This window comes from Ruegeria sp. AD91A, from assembly GCF_003443535.1.
Lineage (GTDB): Bacteria > Pseudomonadota > Alphaproteobacteria > Rhodobacterales > Rhodobacteraceae > Ruegeria.
Map to the genome: position 1 here is coordinate 3371259 of NZ_CP031946.1, position 21257 is coordinate 3392515.

The following is a 21257-nucleotide window of genomic DNA, read 5'->3' on the forward strand; positions in this document are numbered from 1 at the left end:
GCAAAATGGCATCATATAACGCGCGCAACCGCGATCCATTGCTGGACAGCACAACGCAGGCAGCCTTGGAGCGACGTAGCAAGGAGTTGATTGGCATCGCCCTGATCCTGTTGGGTTTGGCAGCGGCCGCGATGATCTGGTCCTACACACCCGATGATCCCAACTGGATGGTGTCGACCGACGCGCCGGTGCAGAACTGGATGGGGCGGATTGGTGCCTCGATCGCTGCACCCTTGTTTATGATCGTCGGCTGGGGAAGCTGGGGCATCGCGTTGATTCTGATCGGATGGGGTCTTCGGTTTGCCGGCCATTTTGGGGAAGACCGTGCCATCGCGCGTCTGATCTTTGCGCCGATCTGGATCGCTGTTGTGTCGGTGTATGCCGCGACGCTGGTCCCGGATGCCGATTGGCGTGCCACTCACAGTTATGGTCTGGGCGGATTGTTTGGCGATACCGTCATGGGCGCGTTGCTGACCTTGCTGCCGATTTCGTCACATTTTCTGGTGAAGCTGATGTCTCTGGCCATGGCGGTCGGGATGATCGCGCTGGGCATATTTGTTTTGGGCTTCACCAAAACTGATGTGAAAAAGGGATTCCGAGCCTTCTTGCTGGGTCTCGTTATGGCATACGACATGCTGATGACCCTGATGGGGCGTGGTGCGGCCTCGGCTGCGCAGGCTGCGCGAGATCGCCGGGCGCAGTGGGAAGAGCGCAAACTTGCGCGTGGCGCGGCGGCCGAGGCCCTGTTTGAAGACGATCTGGCTTATGTCGATCCAACCTTTGAAGAACCCGAGCTGGAAAGCCCGGAACCTGCGGTAAAAGGCGGCCTGCTGTCGCGAATGCCGTCGCTTATCCGCCGCCCTGACCCTATGCCCGAACCTGAGTTGGTCGATCCGGAGCCCATCATGGGTTTTGACGAGATGCCAGGTGAAGATCGCATCCGGTCGAAAATCTCGGCAGCTGTGCGCAATCGCAAAATGGCCACCGGTGAGGTGACGCCCGAACCCGATCCGAACCTTCCGCTGACCAAAGGACGTGGCCGCCGCCCCGGCCCGTTGATTCTGAACACAAGCCAGCCGGATGGCCTGCCGATGGAACCGCCGGTGACAGCCACGGGTCTGCCGCCCGAACCACCCGTAACAGCGGATGACATGTCAGAATGGCAGGAGTCCGAGCCGGTCGAATACGCGCCCGAGCCAGTGCAGAACCACTATGCGCCCGAACCGGACGCGGACGATGACCCGGTCTTCGAGGATGTAGAAGAGGCTGTTCTGCAACCACGCCCGGCGATGAAAATCCCGGTGGCCGAACCGCGCAAGCCTGTGGTTGCGCAACCGGTACGCCGCACACCGCAACCGTCACGCCGTGCACAGGCCGAAGCGCAGCCTGCATTATCCTTTGAAGAGCGGCACTCCGACTTCGAACTGCCACCTCTGGGCCTCTTGTCGAACCCGTCCAGCATTCAGCGCCACCATCTGAGCGATGAAGCCTTGGAAGAAAACGCGCGGATGCTGGAAAATGTTCTGGATGATTACGGCGTCAAGGGCGAGATCGTCAGCGTTCGCCCCGGCCCGGTTGTCACCATGTACGAGCTGGAGCCTGCTCCGGGTCTGAAGGCAAGCCGTGTGATCGGCCTGGCCGACGACATCGCACGCTCAATGTCGGCGCTGTCGGCGCGGGTTTCGACCCTGCCGGGGCGTTCGGTGATCGGTATCGAACTGCCGAACGAGAATCGCGAAATGGTGGTTCTGCGCGAAATCCTCGCCAGCCGTGACTTTGGCGATGGCAACCAGGCGCTGCCCCTGGCGTTGGGCAAGGATATCGGCGGCGAATCCGTTGTAGCGAACCTGGCGAAGATGCCGCACTTGCTGATAGCGGGCACCACCGGGTCAGGTAAATCGGTGGCAATCAACACGATGATCCTGTCACTGCTGTACAAGTTGACGCCGGATGAATGTCGTCTGATCATGATCGATCCCAAGATGCTGGAACTGTCTGTGTATGATGGCATCCCGCATCTGCTCTCACCCGTTGTGACCGATCCGAAAAAGGCGGTCGTTGCCCTGAAATGGGTCGTGGGCGAAATGGAGGATCGCTATCGCAAGATGTCCAAAATGGGCGTTCGCAACATCGCGGGCTACAATGGCCGTGTGAAGGACGCTTTGGCCAAGGGTGAAATGTTCAGCCGCACGGTGCAGACCGGGTTTGACGATGAAACCGGCGAACCGACGTTCGAAACCGAAGAGTTCGCGCCCGAGGCGATGCCCTATATCGTCGTCATCGTCGATGAGATGGCAGATCTGATGATGGTTGCAGGTAAAGAGATCGAAGCCTGTATCCAGCGTCTGGCGCAAATGGCGCGGGCCTCGGGCATTCACCTGATCATGGCCACACAGCGTCCATCGGTCGACGTGATCACCGGTACGATCAAGGCAAACTTCCCAACGCGGATTTCGTTCCAGGTGACGTCGAAAGTCGACAGCCGCACCATTCTGGGTGAAATGGGGGCCGAACAGCTGCTGGGACAGGGTGACATGCTTTACATGGCCGGAGGCGCCAAAATCACCCGCTGCCACGGTCCGTTTGTGTCGGACGAAGAGGTCGAGGAAATCGTCAACCACCTGAAGCAGTTCGGTCCGCCGGATTACGTCAGCACGGTGCTGGATGGTCCGGCCGAAGATAAGGCTGATAATATCGATGCCGTTCTGGGGCTGAACACAGGTGGCAATACGAACGGAGAGGATGCGCTCTACGATCAGGCGGTGGCGATCGTGATCAAGGATCGCAAATGCTCGACCTCGTACATTCAGCGAAAACTTGCCATCGGCTACAACAAAGCTGCGCGGCTTGTTGAGCAAATGGAAGACGAAGGCGTTGTTTCGTCAGCAAATCATGTCGGGAAACGCGAAATCCTCGTCCCCGAACAGTAAGATATTTAATAACAAGGGCAGAAGGCCTATCTGTACGGCATGAAACAGATTGCTTTTGCCCTTGCTTTGACACTGGCCGCACCCGCCGCATGGGCGGCGGACAAACTGCCGCTTTCGCAGATTTCCAATTACCTGAACGGGTTGAAGACGGTTCAGACGACATTCACGCAGGTGAATGATGATGGCTCATTGAGCACCGGAAAGCTGTGGATGCAGCGACCTGGAAAGATGCGGTTTGAATACGACCCCCCCAACAGTGCAGTGGTTCTGGCGCGTTCGGGGAGTGTTCAGATCTTTGATCCGAAATCGAACCAGCCGCCCGAGCAATACCCGCTTAAACGCACGCCCCTGTCCATCGTGCTGGCGCGCAACGTGAACCTGAGCCAGGCGAATATGGTCATGGGTCACAGCTTTGATGGGACGGCCACGGTTGTCACCGCGCAGGACCCCAAAAACCCCGAAGCGGGCCGGATCGAACTGATGTTCACGGACAATCCGGTCGAGCTGCGTAAATGGGTGATCCACGACAATGCCGGCAGCCAGACAACGGTATTGCTGGGCGCCCTGAATGAAGGCGGTCGCCTTGATCAGAAGCTGTTCTCGGACAAAAAGAGAAGCGGGTCAGGCAATCGCTGACCCGCTTGTATGTATCATTACCGGCAGTTCGCCAACTGTGCCTGATATAGCTGCGCGCGTGCGTCCACGTCATTGGCAACGTTCAATAACCAGGATTTGTTGTTGTAGCTGCCACGCGCGTAGCCTGTATGGCCTTCATGATAGGCCAGGTATTGATTGCGCGTGTCGCTGGGATGGATGCCGTTACGCTCGTAGCTTTTGTTCATGTACCAGCCGATAAAGTCCGAGGCGTCGCGGATGCGATCCCGCTTAGCCCGGCGTTTTCCGGTTTCGCGCTGGTATTGCTCCCACGTACCATCAAGCGCCTGACCATAGCCATAAGCGCTGCTTTGACGGCCCATCGGGATCACGCCCAGAACATATCTGTGCGGCGTGCGCGCGTCATGCTTGTACCGGCTTTCCTGATAGATGGTCGCCATCTGAACGTGAACCGGAACGCCCCATTTGCGCTCGGTATTCTTGAAGGCCTTGATAAAGTCGGGTTTTTCACGCGCAATACTGCACGCGTCGTTCAATCTGCTGGGCGGCTGTTTGGAGCCGCCCCCACAGGATGCCAGAAGCAGCACCCCTAGGAGTACGAAAAGAATTCTGCTCATGTGCCTCGTGCCTTTTTTTGGTATTCTAGCGCAGATTGAGCGCTGAGGAAATCACAATCGCTATAAAATGATTGCCAGAATAGCCGGTAACGCCGCTACGGACAGCACAGTGGACACCATGACCATGCCGGCGACGGCATCGGAATCGGCGCCAAACCGTTCGGCCAACAGGTAAGAGGTCACGGCAACCGGTGTACAAATCTGAAGAACCAGAACGCCAAATGCGATTGTATCCAGATCAAACCATCCTCCGATCCCCCATCCCAGCGCAAAGCACACCGCCAGCTTCAGCGCCGACAGCCACAGCGCCTGCCCCAGACTTCGCGAGGTCAGGCGGGCGATTGCCACACCCAACGTGACCAGCATCAGCGGGACGGCCATTTGCCCAAGAAGCTCAAGCGTGTTGGTCAGAAATGTCGGCGTCTGCCACCCCTGCGACAGAAATACGGCGCCAAGGATCGTCGCCCAGGCCATTGGTTGGCGCGCGACCTGTCCCCACGCACCTTTCCCGGCGACCAGATAAATCCCATAGGTGAAAGAAAACAATGCGGTGACTGACAGAAAGATGACTGCATACCCCAGGCCGACCTGGCCAAAGGCAAAGATACATAGCGGCAGGCCGAGATTGCCGGTATTGCCGAAAATCAAAGGCGACAGATACGTTCGCGGGTCCAGTTTCAATCCTCGAACGATCAGCCAGAACAACACTGCCAGCAGCAGATTTGCAACCAGGGTCGCCATTGTGAAGCGCGACAGATCATTGCCCGGGATTTCAGTTTGCATGAGGGCAACAAAAATCAGGCTGGGCATTGCCAGCATCGTTGCAAAGCGGGTGACGAATTGCAGGCGGTATTCAAACCCCAGCTTGACCCAGGTAAAACCAACAGCCGCCAAGAGAAAAACCGGCGACACGATTTCGAACACTGTCAGTATAAGGTTCACAGACTGTTTCCCTGATTTTCACATCAATGGTTGGCTTTTCGGCCCGGAAGCGGGTAAAAAAACGTTGGGGGCTGAAACAATGCTAAAGACACGTGCAAAATACGGCTTGGGCCAGGTGGTTCGTCATAAGAAACATCCTTTTCGAGGGGTTATTTTTGACGTGGATCCCGAGTTTTCGAATACCGAAGAATGGTATCAGGCCATTCCGGAAGACAGCCGCCCAAGGAAAGAGCAGCCGTTCTATCACCTGCTGGCCGAGAACGATCAATCCTTCTATGTTGCTTATGTTTCAGAACAAAATCTGGTTGCCGACTATTCCGGCGAACCGGTAGAGCACCCGGATATCCCCAATATGTTCGGTCCATTCGAAGACGGTTCATATCCTTTGCATTTTCACCTGAACTAGGTGAACCGAACGGGTGGCCACAGGGCCGCCACTGATCAGTATCCAAGGGCACAGCCATCCTTACGTGGGTCGCTGGCGCCTTCCAAAATACCGTCGTTTCGGATTCGGATCGCTTGCGCTCCGCCAAGTGGCGTTTCCGGTACTTCAATATTGTGGCCGATATCGGACAATTGTTTCGCGACCTCCTCGGGATACCCACGTTCCAGTTTCAGAACCGATCCGTCGAAAAAGGCGCGCGGCGCATCGATGCTTTCCTGCAACCCGAACCCGAAGTCAGTGAGGTTTGAAACGAAGCGCGCGTGTCCGGTTGGCTGATAGGCCCCGCCCATGACGCCAAAAGGCATCGCAACACGACCGTTCTCGGTCAGCATTCCCGGAATTATCGTGTGCATCGGGCGCTTACCGCCTCCCAGCTCGTTGGGGTGGCCGGGTTGCAATGTGAATCCGGCCCCGCGGTTTTGCAGCAATATACCGTACTTTTCTGATGCGATACCGGATCCAAAGCTGTGGAAGATAGAGTAGATCAGTGAAACAGCCATCTGATCGCGGTCGACGACAGTGATGTACACGGTGTCCCTGTGGATGGCTTCAGTCAAAGGCGCCGCTGCGGGCATTGCATTGTTGGGATCGATGAGAGCCGCAAGTCTGGCGGCTACGTCAGGGTCAAGGAAGCGCTCTGTTCTGACCATATGGTCCGGGTCTGCGATGAACCGGTTGCGCGCGTCATATGCCAGTTTGGTCGCTTCTGCTTCGATATGAACCCTATCTGCGCCGACCGGGTCCATACTGGCCAGATCGAAGTGTTTCAGGATGTTCAGAAGCAAAATTGCGGTTGCACCTTGACCATTCGGTGGATGTTCCACCAGATCAACGCCGTTATAGCTTCCGCGCATCGGCTCTGTTTCCGTGCATTTCGTGTTTAGAAAATCGTCGGTGGTGTGGACGCCGCCCATAGCTGAAAGTGCTGCGATCATGTCGTTGGCGATATCGCCAGAGTAGAACGCATCACGCCCATGACTGACGATCTGACGCAGAACTTCAGCTTGTCCCGGCGCGCGAAAGACCTGCCCGGTTGTCGGGATCTGCCCATTGATCAAATAATGATCGCGCGCAGCTCCTTGCAGGGTTGCCGCCCCGAATTGCCAGTCGAAAGCGACCCTGGGTGCAACCGCAACGCCCTGTTCGGCATAGTGAATCGCAGGGCGCAGGATCGCCTCCAGCCCCAAACGCCCTTCGCTTTCCGCCAGGCGGCAGAAGGCATCCACGGCTCCGGGAATGGTCACGGCATCCGGACCGTCCAAAGGTATGGATGGCAGGCCTCGGTCTCGCAACATCTGTGATTGCGCGGCAGCCGGTGCGCGGCCCGATCCATTAAGTGCGCGTATCTTGTTTTCGCCAGCGCGATTGAACAGAACGAAACAATCACCACCCAATCCGGTCATCTGTGGTTCGCAAATTCCAAGAAGAACAGCCCCGGCGATCGCGGCATCCATCGCATTGCCGCCTTGGCCCAGGATATCGATGGCCACCTTGGCCGCCAGCGGATGCGATGTCGCGCACATGCCTTGCGTGGCAAAAACTTCGGATCGGCCGGGACTGTGCAGATCACGCATGGCGAATTCTCTCTCTCTTTGGAACAAGGGAAAGCTATTCACTCATCAGCGATTGTCCAGCGATTTCAGGAGAGAATTTCCTCGGCGCCATTCACTGGGTGGGGGCTGTGATATGCGGCGCCGAGGGAAGCTATCTGAGCTACGAGTCACTGTATGGCGGTTGTTTGCGGCGCGACAATGTTTCGAAAATGACCTTATTGTGACCAATTGTGGTCGGTCATCCATTGGGTTCAAAGTCAAATCGCAGGGAAAGCCGATTGCATCCACTGCGCCGCTCGTACCGGATATCGCTGGTGAGACGATGTATCAGGAACCAGCCGAACCCGCCTTCGGGAAGCTCCTGGAGGTCGGATCCAAGTGGAGCAGGGGTGCCATCTGGAGGTCGGTATCCAGGCAGCGGCCGACCCGTATCCGAGATCAAGATGTCCAGAAGATCCCTGTCCAGTCGACAGGTAACCTGAACCTTGGCAGGGGCAACGCCATTATACGCGTGCTCCACGACGTTGTTGATGGCCTCAGCCAACGCAATCTTCACATCACCGGCTTTGTGGGGCGGCAATCCCCGCTCCGCCAGACCGACGCTGAGCTTTGCAATGCCCGCACTGGCTTCGGATTCGGTTGCAGGGAACGTCAGTTCCAGACAGGTCTTGTTTTCAATCGGCTCCACGCCATCTATCCCCTGCCGCCGTCAGGCGTCCGTCTCTGACAACGCGTCATCCAGTGTTTCAAAAAGCCTGAAAACCGTATCCATGCGTGTCAGGCGGAAGACTTTTTCGACCACTGGCTGCAATCCGGCTAGATCAAGCCTCCGATCTTTCCCCAGCTGTTTCATTGAGGCAACGATTGCACCCAGGCCGCTGGAGTCAATGAACTCGACGTCGGACAGATCCAGAACAACGCGATGAGCGCTGTCCTCGGTATTGGCGCGCATGTCTTCTTTGAACTGAATGGCCATTGCAGCATCGATCCGGTCGGCATGAACGGTGATGATCTGAGTTTCGCCGGTTGTCTTGCTGGTCAGCCCCATGATCCCGCCGCCTTCCAAACTGAAAATGAGTCGTAGAAATACGCTAGACGGCAATTCTTACCATTCGGTATTCAAGAGCCGGAAAGCAGGAGGAAAACCCGGATGAGAGACGTTGTTATAGCAGGGGCCGCCCGCACACCGATGGGCGGATTCCAGGGCATGTTTGAAGGTGTTGCTGCGGCTGACCTCGGGGGAGAAGCAATCCGCGCGGCATTGCAGCAGGCGAGGGTGCAGTCAGTTGACGAAGTGCTGATGGGTTGCGTTTTGCCTGCGGGACAAGGCCAGGCACCTGCCCGGCAGGCCGGATTCGCGGCGGGGCTGGGCGAAGAGGTTCCCGCCACCACGCTGAACAAAATGTGTGGTTCGGGGATGAAGGCCGCAATGATGTCCTTTGACCAAATTGCCTTGGGCCATGCAGATACGATGGTCGCGGGCGGCATGGAAAGCATGACCAACGCGCCGTATCTTCTTCCCAAGATGCGCGGCGGTGCCCGCATTGGCCACGGTCAGGTGGTTGATCACATGTTCCTTGACGGCCTTGAAGATGCCTATGACAAAGGCCGTCTGATGGGGACTTTCGCCGAAGATTGTGCCGAGGCGTACCAGTTCACCCGTGAAGCACAGGATGAATATGCGCTGCAATCTCTGTCCAACGCGCTGTCTGCGCAGGAAAGTGGTGCATTCGATCAGGAAATCGCGCCTGTTACGGTCCGGACGCGCAAGGGTGAAATTCTGCTGGAGTCAGATGAGCAGCCCAAATCTGCCCGCCCCGAGAAGATCCCGACGCTGAAGCCTGCGTTCCGCAAGGACGGTACGGTGACAGCTGCCAACTCGTCTTCAATTTCAGACGGCGCGGCGGCGCTGGTTCTTGCGTCGGCAGAAGCCGCCGAAGCGCAGGGCATAACGGTTCGGGCCCGGATTTTGGGTCATGCGAGTCATGCTCAGGCCCCCGGCCTTTTCACGACGGCTCCAGTCCCGGCGGCGCAGAAGCTCTTGTCGCGCATAGGTTGGGGCAAGGATGACGTCGACCTGTGGGAAGTGAACGAGGCCTTCGCGGTTGTCCCGATGGCTTTCATGCACGAGATGAACCTTCCGCGTGACAAGGTGAATGTGAATGGCGGCGCCTGTGCCCTGGGTCACCCTATCGGTGCCTCTGGTGCCCGCATCATCGTTACTTTGTTGAATGCGCTGGAAAAACGAAACCTAAAGCGGGGTGTCGCGGCGATCTGCATTGGCGGAGGTGAAGGCACGGCCATTGCCATTGAACGCGTTTGACCCTGCTTCATTTTCCAAATACTCCGAAGGTTCGGGGGCAGTGCTCCCGGCCATCCGAAGGGGTTGCAATCAATGACTGCCGATTACGAAACGCTTGCCAAGACCATCGCTGCCCTGACCGAAGGCGAAACGGATCAGGTTGCTCTCATGGCCACTGTCGCCTGCGAGGTTCACCATTCCGACGATCGTTTTGACTGGACCGGGTTTTATCGTGTCACCGAGCCGGGCATTCTGAAAATTGGCCCCTATCAGGGTGGGCATGGTTGTTTGGTTATCCCGTTCGAGCGGGGCGTCTGCGGTGCAGCCGCAAGAACGGGCGAAGCGCAACTGGTGCCGGATGTCGACGCGTTTCCGGGTCACATCGCTTGCGCCAGTTCAACCCGGTCCGAACTTGTTCTGCCGGTGCGGGACTCGTCGGGCACAGTGATTGCCGTTTTTGACATTGACAGCGACCAGCCGGATGCTTTCACGCAACAGGATGCGCAAAACCTGGAAAGCATTCTGACCGCGGTGTTTGCGGCGTGCTAACCTCTGGCGTCGTTGCGGTCCTGCATCAAAACAGGGGATTTCCGGGCGATTGGACGGCCCGGCGGACTTCGTCTTGCAGGCTTCGAAGCGATCTCCTATCAAAATCCATAGCGAAGTTTCGTTTTGGGGTGTTTCTCAGGGATGCAAGAGTCTGACATCAATCCGACGGTCGCGGATGAAGCGCCAAAAGGGATCAGACGCGCCCATATGGCGACATTCCCTGATCGCGTTGGCGTTTTGCCCCATTCGGTGGCAAGCATCGCGCCGCAGGTCGACAGGGTTTTCATCTGCCTGAACGAATATCAGGATGTGCCCGATTTTCTGGGCGAGTTCGATAACGTCACGGCCGTGATCCCCGAGCGGGACTACAAGGATGTCGGCAAGTTCATTTTCCAACCTGATCCGGAAGACACCGTTTTTCTTGTCGACGACGATATCGAATATGCGGACAACTATGCCCGTCAGACCATACGCCGGGCGCGGGGCGTCGGACTGGAAAAGCGTGTCTTCGGCTATCATGCCACGACATTCACAAATCCCACACCGAAGTCGATACGGCAGCGCACGTTGTTGCGCATGAATCAACGGCTGACCTACTCGACCAGAGTACACCAGCTGGGAACCGGAACCGTCATGTTGTCCGGGTCGCTGTTCCCAACGCTGGATTACATGGAGGGCAGCGAGAAGTTTGTCGATGTGCGTTTTGCCCGCTACTGTTTTGAAAATGACATCGAAATGTGGACGCTGCCCAGAAACCGCCGCCGCTTTCCCAGCTTGCTTGCAGGGCTTGAGCCGGAAAAGCGTGAAACGATTGCTGACAGTTTCACCCGTCGTTGGCCTCAACATGTGCTGGATGAAGTGAAGGTTTTTGCCGGCCTTCAATTCTAAAGCCAGACGGGCTGTCCAAGATCCAGGGTGATTCAGGACGTGCCCCCGGCGTGAAGGATCGCTGATGTCGCCGCAGCGCGACAGGGGAACGGCGTGTGATGTCTTTGCGAAATGATATCACTGCACGAAGAATGCTGAAATCCGGCTGCTGCTACCCTGCGACTGTCCGGTGTTTCAGGGCCTTACGCGCCAGCTGGGCATTAACTCCGTTGTCGGCAAGCTGTAGTGGTCAACGTCCAAAGCAAAACGGACGTGAAAAATAACTTGGAAATTTCACAAACTTGCACCATCGTGAAAAACGAGGAAAAAATTTCACGAGATTCGGAGTGGCCTGTGAACAGCCAAGCCCCCCAAAGCGCGACACTAGGTGCAGACCTGCGGGCCTTGCGCAAGGCCCGAGGGTTGACCCTGACCGAGATTGCAACCCGGCTGGATCGCTCTGTCGGTTGGTTGAGCCAGGTTGAGCGTGACTTGTCAGAGCCTTCAATCTCGGATCTGCGCCAGATTGCCGAGTGCCTTGGCGTGCCCATGTCGATGCTGTTTGCGCATTCCGCTGCCCCCGCAGACGAACAGGGCTACGTTGTGCGTGCCGGGTCGCGTCGCCCGATGGGATCGGGCGAAGAAGGGCTGATTGAAGAGTTGCTGTCGCCTGATCTGACCGATGATTTCGAAATGGTACATTCCACTTTCGAGCCAAATTCACGGATGCAGACACCAGCCAACCGCCCGACGCAGGAAGTGGGCTACATGATCTCAGGCCGATTGAACCTGACGATCGGGTCGCGTGAATTCCTGGTGACTCCGGGTGACAGTTTTCGGATCAAACATGAACCTTATCAATGGGCTAACCCTTATAATGAACCTGCTGTGGCCATCTGGGTCATTGCTCCGCCGGTGTATTGATGTCGTTTGAGGCCTGGACCATATTCGCGCTTTTCTGGGTGGTATTCGTCACCACACCGGGGCCGAATGCAGTCAACTGCATCTCGAACGGGATGAGCCTGCCGTTTTCGAAGGCCATGCTGGGTGTACTGGCCATCCTGACACAGGCCAGCATGTTTTTGATCCTGTCCGCGCTGGGCGTCACTGCCCTGATTGCCGCTTCTCCGACCGGTTTCTTCATGGCCAAGCTGGTCGGCGCGGGCTTACTGATCTGGCTGGGCGTGCGGGGGTGGATGAACGCAACAAAGCCCGCACCGGTTTTGGAGCGCCCGGCCCGGCACGTTTATTTGCACGCGCTGGCAGTGGCCACGATCAACCCCAAAAGTGTCGCCGGATATCTCGCGGCGTTCTCGCAATTCGTTCAGCCCGAGGTTCCGATCTGGCAGCAGATGGTCGTGATCATGCCAACCGCGCTGATCATCACCACACTCAGCTATACCGGTTTCACCGTGTTGGGCGCCTTGATGGGCAAGGCGGCGCTGGGCGCGGTGTTCAATATCTGGGTGCGCCGGGTGATGGCGGCCTGTTTCATAATCTACGGCGTGTTGTTGGGAACCAGCACCGCTCCAGCGGCAAGGGGGTAGTCATATGCACAACGGGTCCTGCCTTTGCGGTTCAGTTGCTTTCACCATCGACGGAGAGCTGTCGCCGCCCTCGGCCTGCCATTGCGGTCAATGCCGCAAACAGTCCGGCCATGTTTGGTCTTCGACCTGGACGCATCAGGATAACCTCAGCTTCACCGCCAGCGATACACTTGCGTGGTTTCGCGCTTCGGACACCGCCCGTCGCGGTTTCTGCCGTTCATGCGGTTCATTCCTCTTCTGGCAGCACAATGACGAGGACACGATTTCGATTTCCATGGGTGCGCTCAGCGAGCCCACGGGTCTAACGCTCTCGAAGCATATCTTTGTCGCCGACAAGGGCGATTATTACGACATCACGGACGATCTGCCCCAACGGGCACAGTAACAGGGACCAAGACTCATGAGTGATTTTCCGACAAAAGCCCGCGTGGTCATTATCGGTGGCGGTGTGGTGGGGGCGTCCTCGCTGTTTCATCTGGCCAAGAAGGGTTGGACCGATTGTGTCCTTCTGGAAAAGAACGAACTGACCGCGGGTTCGACTTGGCATGCGGCGGGCAACGTTCCGACCTTCTCGAATTCATGGGCAATCATGAATATGCAGCGGTATTCGACCGAGTTGTATTCGCGTCTGGGCGAAGAGGTCGATTATCCGATGAACTACCATGTTTCGGGCTCGATCCGTCTGGCGCACAGCAAAGAGCGGATGCAAGAGTTCGAACACGCAATGGCAATGGGCCGCTATCAAGGCATCCCGATGGAGATGTGGACCCCGGAAGAAGCTAAAGAGCGCTATCCATTCCTGGAAACGCACGATCTTGAAGGCGTACTGTACGACCCGACAGATGGCGACATTGATCCGGCGCAGCTGACACAGGCGCTGGCCAAGGGGGCCCGGGACATGGGCCAGAAGATCATCCGGTTTTGCCCGGCAAATGGCGTAACTCAGCACGACGATGGCACCTGGACCGTCCACACGGACAAGGGCGATATCGATTGTGATTATGTGGTGAATGCTGCCGGATACTATGCGCAACGCGTCGGCGAGTGGTTCAAACCCTTCGGCGGCCGCACTGTCCCCGCAATGGTCATGAGCCACCAGTATCTGCTGACGGACGAAGTGCCGGAAGTTGAAGAATGGTCCAAGGCGAACGGCGGCAAGAAGCTGCCGCTGCTGCGCGATGTAGACGTCTCGTACTACCTGCGGCAGGAGAAGAACGGCTTCAATCTTGGTCCTTACGAGCCTAACTGTAAGGGCCATTGGATGACCGAAGATGACCCTATGCCCGAGGATTTCAGTTTCCAGCTGTGGAATGACGATCTGGACCGCATCGAGGACATCGTCACTGACGCGATGGAGCGGGTGCCGCTGATGGCAACCTCGGGTGTTGGACGTGTCATCAACGGACCGATTCCCTACGCGCCGGACGGCTTGCCGCTGATTGGCCCGATGCCCGGCGTCAAGAATGCGTTCGAGGCGCACACCTTTACCTTTGGCATCGCGCAAGGCGGCGGGGCAGGCAAGGTGCTGGCCGAGTGGATCGTTGATGGTGCGACCGAGTGGGACATGTGGGCGGTCGATCCGCGTCGCTATACCGATTACACGGATCAGGATTACTGCAACCGTAAGGGTATGGAAGTGTACGGCAACGAATACGCCATGCACTTCCCCCATCACGAATGGCCCGCTGCGCGCGACAAGAAACTGTCGCCAGTGCATGACAAGGTCAAAGCGCTGGGCGGCGTGATGGGTGCCTATAACGGATGGGAGCGGGCCAACTGGTTCGCGAAGCCGGGTGATGACACGTCGCTTGATGCAACCCATACCTGGGGTCGGGCCGGCCCGTGGGAGCAGCGGATCCAAGAAGAATGCGAGGCCGTGCGAGACCATTGTGGCGTACTAGATCTGCCAGGCTTCTCGCGCTTCATGGTCAAGGGAGAGGGCGCCGCTGAGGCGCTGCGCGGCCTCGCAACCGGTGGGTTGCCAAAGGTCGGCCGGATGAACCTCATCTATATCTCTGATGACCGTGGTCGCATTTTGACCGAGATGTCCTGTATCCGTATAGGTGAGGATGAGTTCATCATGATCACCGCCGCAACTGCACAGTGGCATGATCGGGACATCCTGATGAACGCGATGCCTGCGAGTGTTTCGATTGAAGACGTTACCACGACACGGGATACACTGATCGTCACTGGTCCGAAGTCGCGCGAGATCCTCTCGGGTATGACAGATGCTGATCTGACCTTGGGTTGGTTAACCCATCAGTCTGCTACCGTTGCAGGCCAGCCTGTTCATCTTATCCGCGTCTCCTTCGCCGGTGAGTTGGGATGGGAAGTGCACGCTTTGAACGAGCATATGCCTGCGATCTACGATGCGATCATCGACGCCGGTGCCAAGCCGTTCGGGATGTACGCGCTGAACTCGCTGCGCATCGAAAAAGGCTATCGCGCGTGGAAAGGCGATTTGTCGACCGACTACTCGCTGCTGGAAGGCGGCCTGGAGCGATTTGTCAAACTGGACAAACCACAGGACTTCCCCGGAAAGGCAGCGATCCTGAACGAAAAGCAGCAGGGCGTTAAAAAGTCGTTCGTCACCCTGACTGTCGATGCGGGTGATTGCGATGCGCCTTACATGTCCTGTATCTGGCAGAACGGTGAGATCGTCGGCGAAACCACGTCCGGCGCATGGGGTTACCGCGTCGGCAAGTCCATCGCGCTGGGCATGATCAAGGCCGAGCTTGCAAACCCCGGAACCGAGCTCGAGGTGGAAATCTACGGCCAGAAGTGCCGTGCTGTGGTACAGCAGGACCAACCGCTTTGGGATCCCGAGAACGAGCGGTTGCGCGCTTAACCCCTATCGGAGACGGCCATGAGCAATCGATGCGCCAAACCGGGACCGGGAGAGGGTCCCGACTATGACCGAGAGAACGACCACACCTACTTAAGGGTGTTGGGTCAAAACACAGACGTGGCGTTTGCGACTGTAGAAGACAATCTGAAGGCCAGCATCGCGCTTGGCCTTCATTGTCATGACAGCCGCGCAGAAACGTTCTGTATTCTGGAAGGCGAGGTTGAGTTCCTGGTTGATGGTTGATGGTTGATGGTTGATGGTGGATGATATCGATATGGGCGGGAGATCACGATCCACGGTCCGGATCAGTCGGATGATGAGGTCTGAGATGACGACCCCGAAAACCATGTCGGGCGTCTACCTGACCGGCCACGGCGGACCCGAGGTTCTGGAATGGCGTGATGATATCCCCGTTCCTGAACCCGGGGCAGGGCAAATTCTTGTCCGTGTCGCCGCTGCGGGAGTGAACAACACGGATATCAACACGCGGGTCGGTTGGTACTCATCGGATGTCACCGGTGCAACGGATGCCGTTGATCAGGACGTTGAAGCCGGTGGTTGGGGCGGTGCATTGCACTTTCCCCGCATTCAGGGTGGTGACCTGTGCGGCATTGTTGAGGCGGTTGGTGTCGGGGCAGGTTTCGAACAAGGCCAGCGCGTGACATGTCCGATAAACATTCCGCGCCCACGCCCTGGAAACCCGCAGGGCTTCATTGCGCTTGGTTCCGAGATCGACGGGGCTTTTGCCCAATACTGCCTTGTTGAAGCGGATGATCTTTATGATGTTAGCGCTTCGCCCCTTACGGACGTGGAAATCGCAGCCATTCCTTGCGCCTTTGGCACGGCCGAAAATCTATTGACCCGTGCGGGTGTTACCGCAGGACAAAAGGTTTTGATCACCGGCGCTTCAGGAGGCGTAGGTCTGGCGGCGGTGCAACTCGCCGCACTGCGCGGGGCGTCGGTTTGGGGTGTGACAAGTGAGGCCAAAGCAGAAATCGTGAAGTCTCAAGGGGCAGAGAACACGTTTGACCGGAACGACCCGCTGCCGCAAGATATGTTCGATGTGGTGATCGACGTTGTGGGTGGCCCCGTATGGCCATCGCTGATCCTTTCCCTGAAACCCAGCGGGCACTACGCCGTTTCGGGGGCAATAGCTGGCCCGATTGTTGAAGCTGATCTGCGCGACATCTACCTGCGCGACATAACCATACAAGGGTGTACGCATCAGGCACCCGAAGTCTTTGCCCGTCTTGTGGAACTGGTGAATACCGGACGGATCATGCCGCTGGTTTCCCGGACCTATCCGCTGAAGGATATTGGCATTGCACAGGCCGACTTTCAGTCAAAGACTCTTCCGGGAAAACTGGTATTGGTGCCCTGAGGAGTAACGACATGGCAGATATCACCCTTTTGGACGGCTCTATCGGGCAGGAACTGGTAAAACGCAGTGGCGACCGGGCGACACCTCTGTGGTCGACGCGCGTGATGATCGATCACCCCGATTTGGTCGGAGAAGTGCACCGCGACTATTTCCGTCGGGGTGCGACGGTCGCGACAACCAATACTTATGCCGTGCATCGCTCTCGTCTGGTGCGGGTGGGGATGGAAGATCACATGCCCACCCTGATCGACACTGCCCTGACACAGGCCGAACGTGCCCGCACGGAAACCGAGGGGCGGATCGCGGGTGCATTGGGGCCGTTGCTGGCATCATATCGACCCGATCTTAACCCGGACCCGGCAGACGCGGCTGAAAAGTTCGCCGAGCTTGTGACCATGATGGCCGCTCGGGTCGATCTGTTTCTGATCGAGACCGTGTCTTCGATACAGGAAGCCGAGGGCGCACTGCGAGGCACGGCCGGATGCGGAAAACCGGTTTGGCTGTCCCTTTCGGTCAATGATGACGATGGCGGCTTTCTCAGGTCCGGCGAACCATTGGCGGACATTGCTCCGCTGGTGAAAGAGTTTTCGCCTGATGCCGTGTTGATCAACTGTTCCCGCCCCGAGGCGATCCCGGCGGCGCTGGAGGTTCTGTCCGGCATGAATCGGCCTTTTGGGGCCTACGCCAATGGATTTACGCATATTTCAGATGGCTTCCTTCAGGACGCGCCGACCGTGGATGCCCTGCAAGAGCGCCATGACCTCAGCCCCAAGGCTTATACGGACCAGGCGATGCGGTGGGTCGATCAGGGGGCAACGATTGTGGGTGGGTGCTGCGAAATCGGACCGGATCATATCGAAGAACTGGCGAACCGGTTGCGGGCCGCCGGTCATAACATCGTCTGAACAAGAAAATGGCGGCAAAACCAACTTCGGCAGCACCAAATCAGGCCATCCGGCATTTCGACATCCTTGTCGCGCCGGGCTTCGTGTTGTTGGAGCTGGCTTCGTTGGTTGAGGTGTTGAGGCTGGCCAACCGTGTATGCCCAAGCCCTCCGTTCACCTTCACCTATCGCTCGCTCAAAGGTGGCCCGATTGCCAGCAGCAGTGACGCTGTGGTTCAAACAGAAGCGGTGCCGTCACTGCCTAAGGCGGACTACCTGTTCGTAATCGGCAACTCAGATCCGGATCACCCGGATTTGTCGTTGGGACGGGTGGTGTCGGACTATACCTTCCGGGACGCCAAGGTGTTCCTGCTGGCCGAAGCCGCCAGCCGCTATATCGACGAACAGGGTACAGACGACTTGGCAACCCATTGGGAGAACGCATCGTTCCTGCGGGAACGCGGAGCCCGGTTCGAAGCCAAACTGTCGATCGCAACCCAACAGGGCGCAGTGGTGACATGTGCCGGGATGGAGGCCACAACCGATATCGCCCTGGCAGTGATCGGACGTCATATCTCGGGACCTGCAAAGATGACCGTGGCCGACATCATGTTGCATGAGAACATCCGTGATTTCGCCTCGATGCAGCCATTCTCAGGCGCCAAGTTGACCGCGACGGGAGATTCGAAGCTGGATCAGTGCATAAAGCTCATGCAGGCCAATATCGAAGACCCCCTGCCGATCAATCAGATTGTCGAGTCGCTGCACCTGTCGAACCGGTCCCTTGAGCGTAAGTTCAAAACCTTTTTTGGAACCACTCCCAACGGTTTCTACCGGGAAATGCGACTGGCCAAGGCAAATAACCTATTGCTGAACACCACGATGAGCGTTCGCGAAATTGGATTGGCATGTGGTTTTCCGAACGGTTTTTCGTCCGTCTACAAAAGCTTCTTTGGGGTCACGCCCTTTGTCGTGCGCCGGGAAAAGCGCGCGGCGACACATCGGTGAAAACTGCCGATTTCGTGACGTTTTTGGTGCATTTGTTGACGATCTTCCATGGCAACTTATTCCAAACCTGACACAGCGGAGAATTCAGGATGGTTGATCTTCCCAGCAAGGCCCGTGTGGTCATCATCGGCGGTGGCGTCATCGGATGCTCGGTCGCATATCATTTGACCAAGAAGGGTTGGAAAGATGTCGTGCTGCTGGAACGCAAGCAGCTGACCAGTGGCACCACCTGGCATGCGGCAGGTCTGATTGCGCAGCTGCGCGCCACGGCAAACATGACCAAGCTGGCGAAGTACAGCCAAGAGCTGTATGGCGCGCTGGAAGAGGAAACTGGCGTCGCTACGGGATTCAAGCGGTGCGGGTCGATCACCGTGGCCCTGACCGAAGAACGCAAAGAGGAAATCTATCGTCAGGCTGCGATGGCACGGGCGTTTGGTGTCGAGGTCGAAGAAATCTCGAATGAGCGCGTGCAGGAGCTGTATCCGCACATCAATCTCGAGGGCGTCAAAGGTGCCGTCTATCTGCCGCTCGACGGGCAGGGTGATCCGGCCAATATTGCGCTGGCTCTCGCCAAGGGCGCGCGCCAGCGCGGAGGCGTGGTGAAAGAGAGGGTTAAGGTCACCGATATCGTCAGGCAGGGCCGGTCGGTTACTGGTGTGGACTGGGTCGCGGATGACGGCAGCGCCTCGGGCCATATCGAATGTGACATGGTGGTAAACTGCGCGGGCATGTGGGGCCACGAAGTTGGCCGCATGGCCGGTGTGAACGTTCCGCTGCATGCCTGCGAACACTTCTACATTGTGACCGAGAACATCGATGGTCTGACCCAGCTGCCGGTGCTGCGTGTGCCGGACGAATGTGCTTATTACAAAGAAGATGCAGGTAAAATCCTGCTGGGTGCGTTTGAACCCAACGCGAAACCTTGGGCGATGAATGGCATCCCGGACACGTTCGAATTCGACCAGCTGCCCGAGGATTTCGACCATTTCGAACCGATCCTCGAAGCCGCCTGCGAACGGATGCCGATGCTGGCCGAGGCGGGCATCCACACCTTCTTCAACGGCCCCGAGAGCTTTACGCCTGATGATGCCTATCATCTGGGTCTGGCGCCCGAGATGGACAATGTCTGGGTTGCCGCCGGGTTCAATTCGATTGGCATTCAATCGGCCGGTGGTGCAGGCATGGCGTTGGCTGAATGGATGGATACGGGCGAAAAACCGTTCGATCTGGGCGATGTAGACATCAGTCGGATGCAACCGTTTCAAGGGAACAAGCAGTACCTGTTCGAGCGCTCGAAAGAGACCCTGGGCCTGCTCTATGCCGACCACTACCCCTTCCGCCAGAAAGCCACCGCGCGCGGTGTTCGCCGGACTCCGTTCCACCATCACCTGCTGGAACAGGGCGCCGTGATGGGTGAAATGGCCGGGTGGGAGCGCGCCAACTGGTTCGCCAACGAAGGGCAAGAGCGCGATTACAAATACAGCTGGAAGCGCCAGAACTGGTTCGAGAATTCCGCGGCTGAGCACAGAGCTGTGCGTGAAAATGTGGGCATGTACGACATGTCTTCGTTTGGCAAGATCCGCGTAGAGGGTCCCGATGCCGAAAAGTTCATGAACTATATCGGTGGCGGCGATTACGCAGTGCCCAATGGCAAGATCGTCTACACGCAGTTTCTGAACCGTTCCGGCGGAATCGAGGCGGATGTCACCGTGACACGTCTTACCGAGACTTCCTATTTGGTGGTCACTCCGGCAGCGACCCGTCTGGCGGATCAGACCTGGATGATGCGCCATTCTGGCAATTTCAACGTGGTCATCACCGATGTCACGGCGGGTGAAGGCGTTTTGGCGGTGATGGGCCCGAATTCCCGGGCCTTGCTGGAAAAGGTGTCGCCCAACGACTTCTCGAACGCGGCAAATCCCTTCGGCACCGCGCAGGAAATCGAGATCGGCATGGGTCTCGCCCGTGCCCACCGCGTCACCTATGTGGGTGAGCTTGGATGGGAGATCTATGTATCCTCCGACATGGCGGGCCACGTCTTTGAAACCCTGCACGAGGCGGGGCAGGACATGGGGCTCAAGCTGTGCGGCATGCACATGATGGACAGCTGTAGGATCGAAAAGGGCTTCCGCCATTTCGGGCACGACATCACCTGCGAAGATCACGTCGTCGATGCGGGTTTGGGCTTTGCAGTCAAGGTGGACAAGGGCTGCGATTTCATTGGGCGTGAGGCCGTGATTGCGCGCAAGGAAAGCGGTCCCCGGAACCGTCTGGTCCAGTTCCGCCTGACAGACTCCGAACCACTGCTGTTCCACAATGAACCCATCGTACGGGATGGGGAGTACGAGGGCTACCTGAGTTCCGGCAACTATGGCCATACTCTCGGCGGCGCCATCGGTTTGGGCTACGTGCCATGCCAGGGAGAGAAAGCCGCCGACGTTCTGGCGTCGACCTACGAGATCGACGTGTGTGGCGTGAAGGTCAAAGCCGAAGCGTCACTCAAACCCATGTATGATCCCAAATCCGAACGGGTGAAGGTGTGACCATGGTGTTCGGTGGGGGCTCTGCCCCCGCCGCCTTCGGCGACTCCCCCAAGATATTTTCGGCCAGATGAAGATTGGTTCCCCTTGTTCATCTGGCCCCAAATATCCCGGAGCGCGAGGCAGAGCCTCGCATTTCAGACGTCACCTGAAAAGCGTGGTCCGATAACTCATCAAACATCGTTATGTGACACTTCACTGTTTTCAGAGTTTTCAACCTGTTCAGT

At 57.6% G+C, this 21257-nt stretch carries 20 protein-coding genes; 15 read left to right on the top strand and 5 right to left on the bottom strand.

The window, feature by feature from the left end:
• Window positions 1-5: 5 nt before the first annotated feature.
• Together D1823_RS16920 and D1823_RS16925 are read left to right on the top strand one after the other, a co-directional pair.
• Window positions 6-2930, top strand: a complete 2925-nt coding sequence (locus D1823_RS16920) for a DNA translocase FtsK (RefSeq protein WP_117872052.1) — start codon at window positions 6-8, stop codon at window positions 2928-2930.
• Window positions 2931-2969: 39 nt separating this feature from the next.
• Entirely contained in the window at window positions 2970-3566 is a 597-nt protein-coding gene (locus D1823_RS16925; protein ID WP_117872054.1) for an outer membrane lipoprotein carrier protein LolA, read from the top strand.
• A 17-nt stretch (window positions 3567-3583) separates the two neighbouring features.
• Here D1823_RS16925 and D1823_RS16930 read toward each other — a convergent pair whose 3' ends face one another.
• Together D1823_RS16930 and D1823_RS16935 are read right to left on the bottom strand one after the other, a co-directional pair.
• Entirely contained in the window at window positions 3584-4162 is a 579-nt protein-coding gene (locus tag D1823_RS16930) for a lytic transglycosylase (protein WP_117872056.1), read from the bottom strand.
• A 60-nt stretch (window positions 4163-4222) separates the two neighbouring features.
• A complete protein-coding gene (locus tag D1823_RS16935) occupies window positions 4223-5104 on the bottom strand; it encodes an AEC family transporter (RefSeq protein WP_117872059.1) in 882 nt (293 codons plus the stop codon).
• 79 nt (window positions 5105-5183) lie between these two features.
• On the opposite strand from D1823_RS16935, the gene hspQ reads away from it, so the two are divergent.
• The gene (hspQ, locus tag D1823_RS16940) at window positions 5184-5510 is read left to right on the top strand and encodes a heat shock protein HspQ (protein WP_117872061.1); all 327 of its coding nucleotides are present in this window, start codon (window positions 5184-5186) and stop codon (window positions 5508-5510) included.
• Window positions 5511-5545: 35 nt separating this feature from the next.
• Here hspQ and ggt read toward each other — a convergent pair whose 3' ends face one another.
• The 3 genes from ggt to D1823_RS16955 all read right to left on the bottom strand — a co-directional run bounded on the left by ggt (window position 5546) and on the right by D1823_RS16955 (window position 8150).
• On the bottom strand, window positions 5546-7123 hold the full coding sequence (ggt, locus tag D1823_RS16945; protein WP_117872063.1) for a gamma-glutamyltransferase: 1578 nt from the start codon (window positions 7121-7123) through the stop codon (window positions 5546-5548).
• Window positions 7124-7340: 217 nt separating this feature from the next.
• Window positions 7341-7790, bottom strand: a complete 450-nt coding sequence (locus tag D1823_RS16950) for an ATP-binding protein (RefSeq protein WP_117872065.1) — start codon at window positions 7788-7790, stop codon at window positions 7341-7343.
• Between the two features lie 21 nt (window positions 7791-7811).
• Window positions 7812-8150, bottom strand: a complete 339-nt coding sequence (locus D1823_RS16955; protein ID WP_117872067.1) for an STAS domain-containing protein — start codon at window positions 8148-8150, stop codon at window positions 7812-7814.
• A 102-nt stretch (window positions 8151-8252) separates the two neighbouring features.
• Here D1823_RS16955 and D1823_RS16960 point away from each other — a divergent pair, with 102 nt between their 5' ends.
• The 12 genes from D1823_RS16960 to D1823_RS17015 all read left to right on the top strand — a co-directional run bounded on the left by D1823_RS16960 (window position 8253) and on the right by D1823_RS17015 (window position 21033).
• Window positions 8253-9425 carry an acetyl-CoA C-acyltransferase gene (locus tag D1823_RS16960; protein WP_117872070.1) on the top strand — a complete coding sequence of 391 codons (1173 nt, stop codon included), beginning with the start codon at window positions 8253-8255 and terminating at the stop codon, window positions 9423-9425.
• Window positions 9426-9497: 72 nt separating this feature from the next.
• Window positions 9498-9953: a GAF domain-containing protein gene (locus tag D1823_RS16965; RefSeq protein WP_117872072.1), complete on the top strand. Its 456-nt coding sequence runs from the start codon at window positions 9498-9500 to the stop codon at window positions 9951-9953.
• 141 nt (window positions 9954-10094) lie between these two features.
• Entirely contained in the window at window positions 10095-10841 is a 747-nt protein-coding gene (locus tag D1823_RS16970; protein WP_117872074.1) for a hypothetical protein, read from the top strand.
• A 333-nt stretch (window positions 10842-11174) separates the two neighbouring features.
• Entirely contained in the window at window positions 11175-11744 is a 570-nt protein-coding gene (locus tag D1823_RS16975; RefSeq protein ID WP_117872959.1) for a helix-turn-helix domain-containing protein, read from the top strand.
• A complete protein-coding gene (locus D1823_RS16980; RefSeq protein WP_117872076.1) occupies window positions 11744-12367 on the top strand; it encodes a LysE family translocator in 624 nt (207 codons plus the stop codon). Before D1823_RS16975 ends, D1823_RS16980 begins: the two co-directional genes overlap by 1 nt.
• Window positions 12368-12371: 4 nt before the next feature.
• Window positions 12372-12752: a GFA family protein gene (locus tag D1823_RS16985; RefSeq protein ID WP_117872078.1), complete on the top strand. Its 381-nt coding sequence runs from the start codon at window positions 12372-12374 to the stop codon at window positions 12750-12752.
• 15 nt (window positions 12753-12767) lie between these two features.
• On the top strand, window positions 12768-15218 hold the full coding sequence (locus D1823_RS16990; RefSeq protein WP_117872080.1) for an FAD-dependent oxidoreductase: 2451 nt from the start codon (window positions 12768-12770) through the stop codon (window positions 15216-15218).
• An 18-nt stretch (window positions 15219-15236) separates the two neighbouring features.
• Window positions 15237-15461, top strand: coding sequence for a hypothetical protein (locus D1823_RS16995; RefSeq protein WP_117872081.1), 225 nt, complete (start codon window positions 15237-15239; stop codon window positions 15459-15461).
• Between the two features lie 85 nt (window positions 15462-15546).
• A complete protein-coding gene (locus tag D1823_RS17000) occupies window positions 15547-16599 on the top strand; it encodes an alcohol dehydrogenase family protein (protein ID WP_117872083.1) in 1053 nt (350 codons plus the stop codon).
• Between the two features lie 11 nt (window positions 16600-16610).
• Entirely contained in the window at window positions 16611-17504 is an 894-nt protein-coding gene (locus D1823_RS17005; RefSeq protein ID WP_117872085.1) for a homocysteine S-methyltransferase family protein, read from the top strand.
• 8 nt (window positions 17505-17512) lie between these two features.
• Entirely contained in the window at window positions 17513-18490 is a 978-nt protein-coding gene (locus tag D1823_RS17010) for a GlxA family transcriptional regulator (protein ID WP_117872087.1), read from the top strand.
• A gap of 89 nt (window positions 18491-18579) precedes the next feature.
• A complete protein-coding gene (locus D1823_RS17015) occupies window positions 18580-21033 on the top strand; it encodes an FAD-dependent oxidoreductase (RefSeq protein WP_117872089.1) in 2454 nt (817 codons plus the stop codon).
• The last annotated feature ends 224 nt before the right edge of the window (window positions 21034-21257 follow it).

Bases quoted from the DNA above. Each gene is read 5' to 3' on its own strand.
- D1823_RS16920 (WP_117872052.1), top strand. From the start codon at position 6: ATGGCATCATATAACGCGCGCAACCGCGATCCATTGCTGGACAGCACA.
- D1823_RS16925 (WP_117872054.1), top strand. From the start codon at position 2,970: ATGAAACAGATTGCTTTTGCCCTTGCTTTGACACTGGCCGCACCCGCC.
- D1823_RS16930 (WP_117872056.1), bottom strand. From the start codon at position 4,162: ATGAGCAGAATTCTTTTCGTACTCCTAGGGGTGCTGCTTCTGGCATCC.
- hspQ (WP_117872061.1), top strand. From the start codon at position 5,184: ATGCTAAAGACACGTGCAAAATACGGCTTGGGCCAGGTGGTTCGTCAT.
- ggt (WP_117872063.1), bottom strand. From the start codon at position 7,123: ATGCGTGATCTGCACAGTCCCGGCCGATCCGAAGTTTTTGCCACGCAA.
- D1823_RS16955 (WP_117872067.1), bottom strand. From the start codon at position 8,150: ATGGGGCTGACCAGCAAGACAACCGGCGAAACTCAGATCATCACCGTT.
- D1823_RS16960 (WP_117872070.1), top strand. From the start codon at position 8,253: ATGAGAGACGTTGTTATAGCAGGGGCCGCCCGCACACCGATGGGCGGA.
- D1823_RS16965 (WP_117872072.1), top strand. From the start codon at position 9,498: ATGACTGCCGATTACGAAACGCTTGCCAAGACCATCGCTGCCCTGACC.
- D1823_RS16970 (WP_117872074.1), top strand. From the start codon at position 10,095: ATGCAAGAGTCTGACATCAATCCGACGGTCGCGGATGAAGCGCCAAAA.
- D1823_RS16980 (WP_117872076.1), top strand. From the start codon at position 11,744: ATGTCGTTTGAGGCCTGGACCATATTCGCGCTTTTCTGGGTGGTATTC.
- D1823_RS16985 (WP_117872078.1), top strand. From the start codon at position 12,372: ATGCACAACGGGTCCTGCCTTTGCGGTTCAGTTGCTTTCACCATCGAC.
- D1823_RS16990 (WP_117872080.1), top strand. From the start codon at position 12,768: ATGAGTGATTTTCCGACAAAAGCCCGCGTGGTCATTATCGGTGGCGGT.
- D1823_RS16995 (WP_117872081.1), top strand. From the start codon at position 15,237: ATGAGCAATCGATGCGCCAAACCGGGACCGGGAGAGGGTCCCGACTAT.
- D1823_RS17000 (WP_117872083.1), top strand. From the start codon at position 15,547: ATGACGACCCCGAAAACCATGTCGGGCGTCTACCTGACCGGCCACGGC.
- D1823_RS17005 (WP_117872085.1), top strand. From the start codon at position 16,611: ATGGCAGATATCACCCTTTTGGACGGCTCTATCGGGCAGGAACTGGTA.
- D1823_RS17010 (WP_117872087.1), top strand. From the start codon at position 17,513: ATGGCGGCAAAACCAACTTCGGCAGCACCAAATCAGGCCATCCGGCAT.
- D1823_RS17015 (WP_117872089.1), top strand. From the start codon at position 18,580: ATGGTTGATCTTCCCAGCAAGGCCCGTGTGGTCATCATCGGCGGTGGC.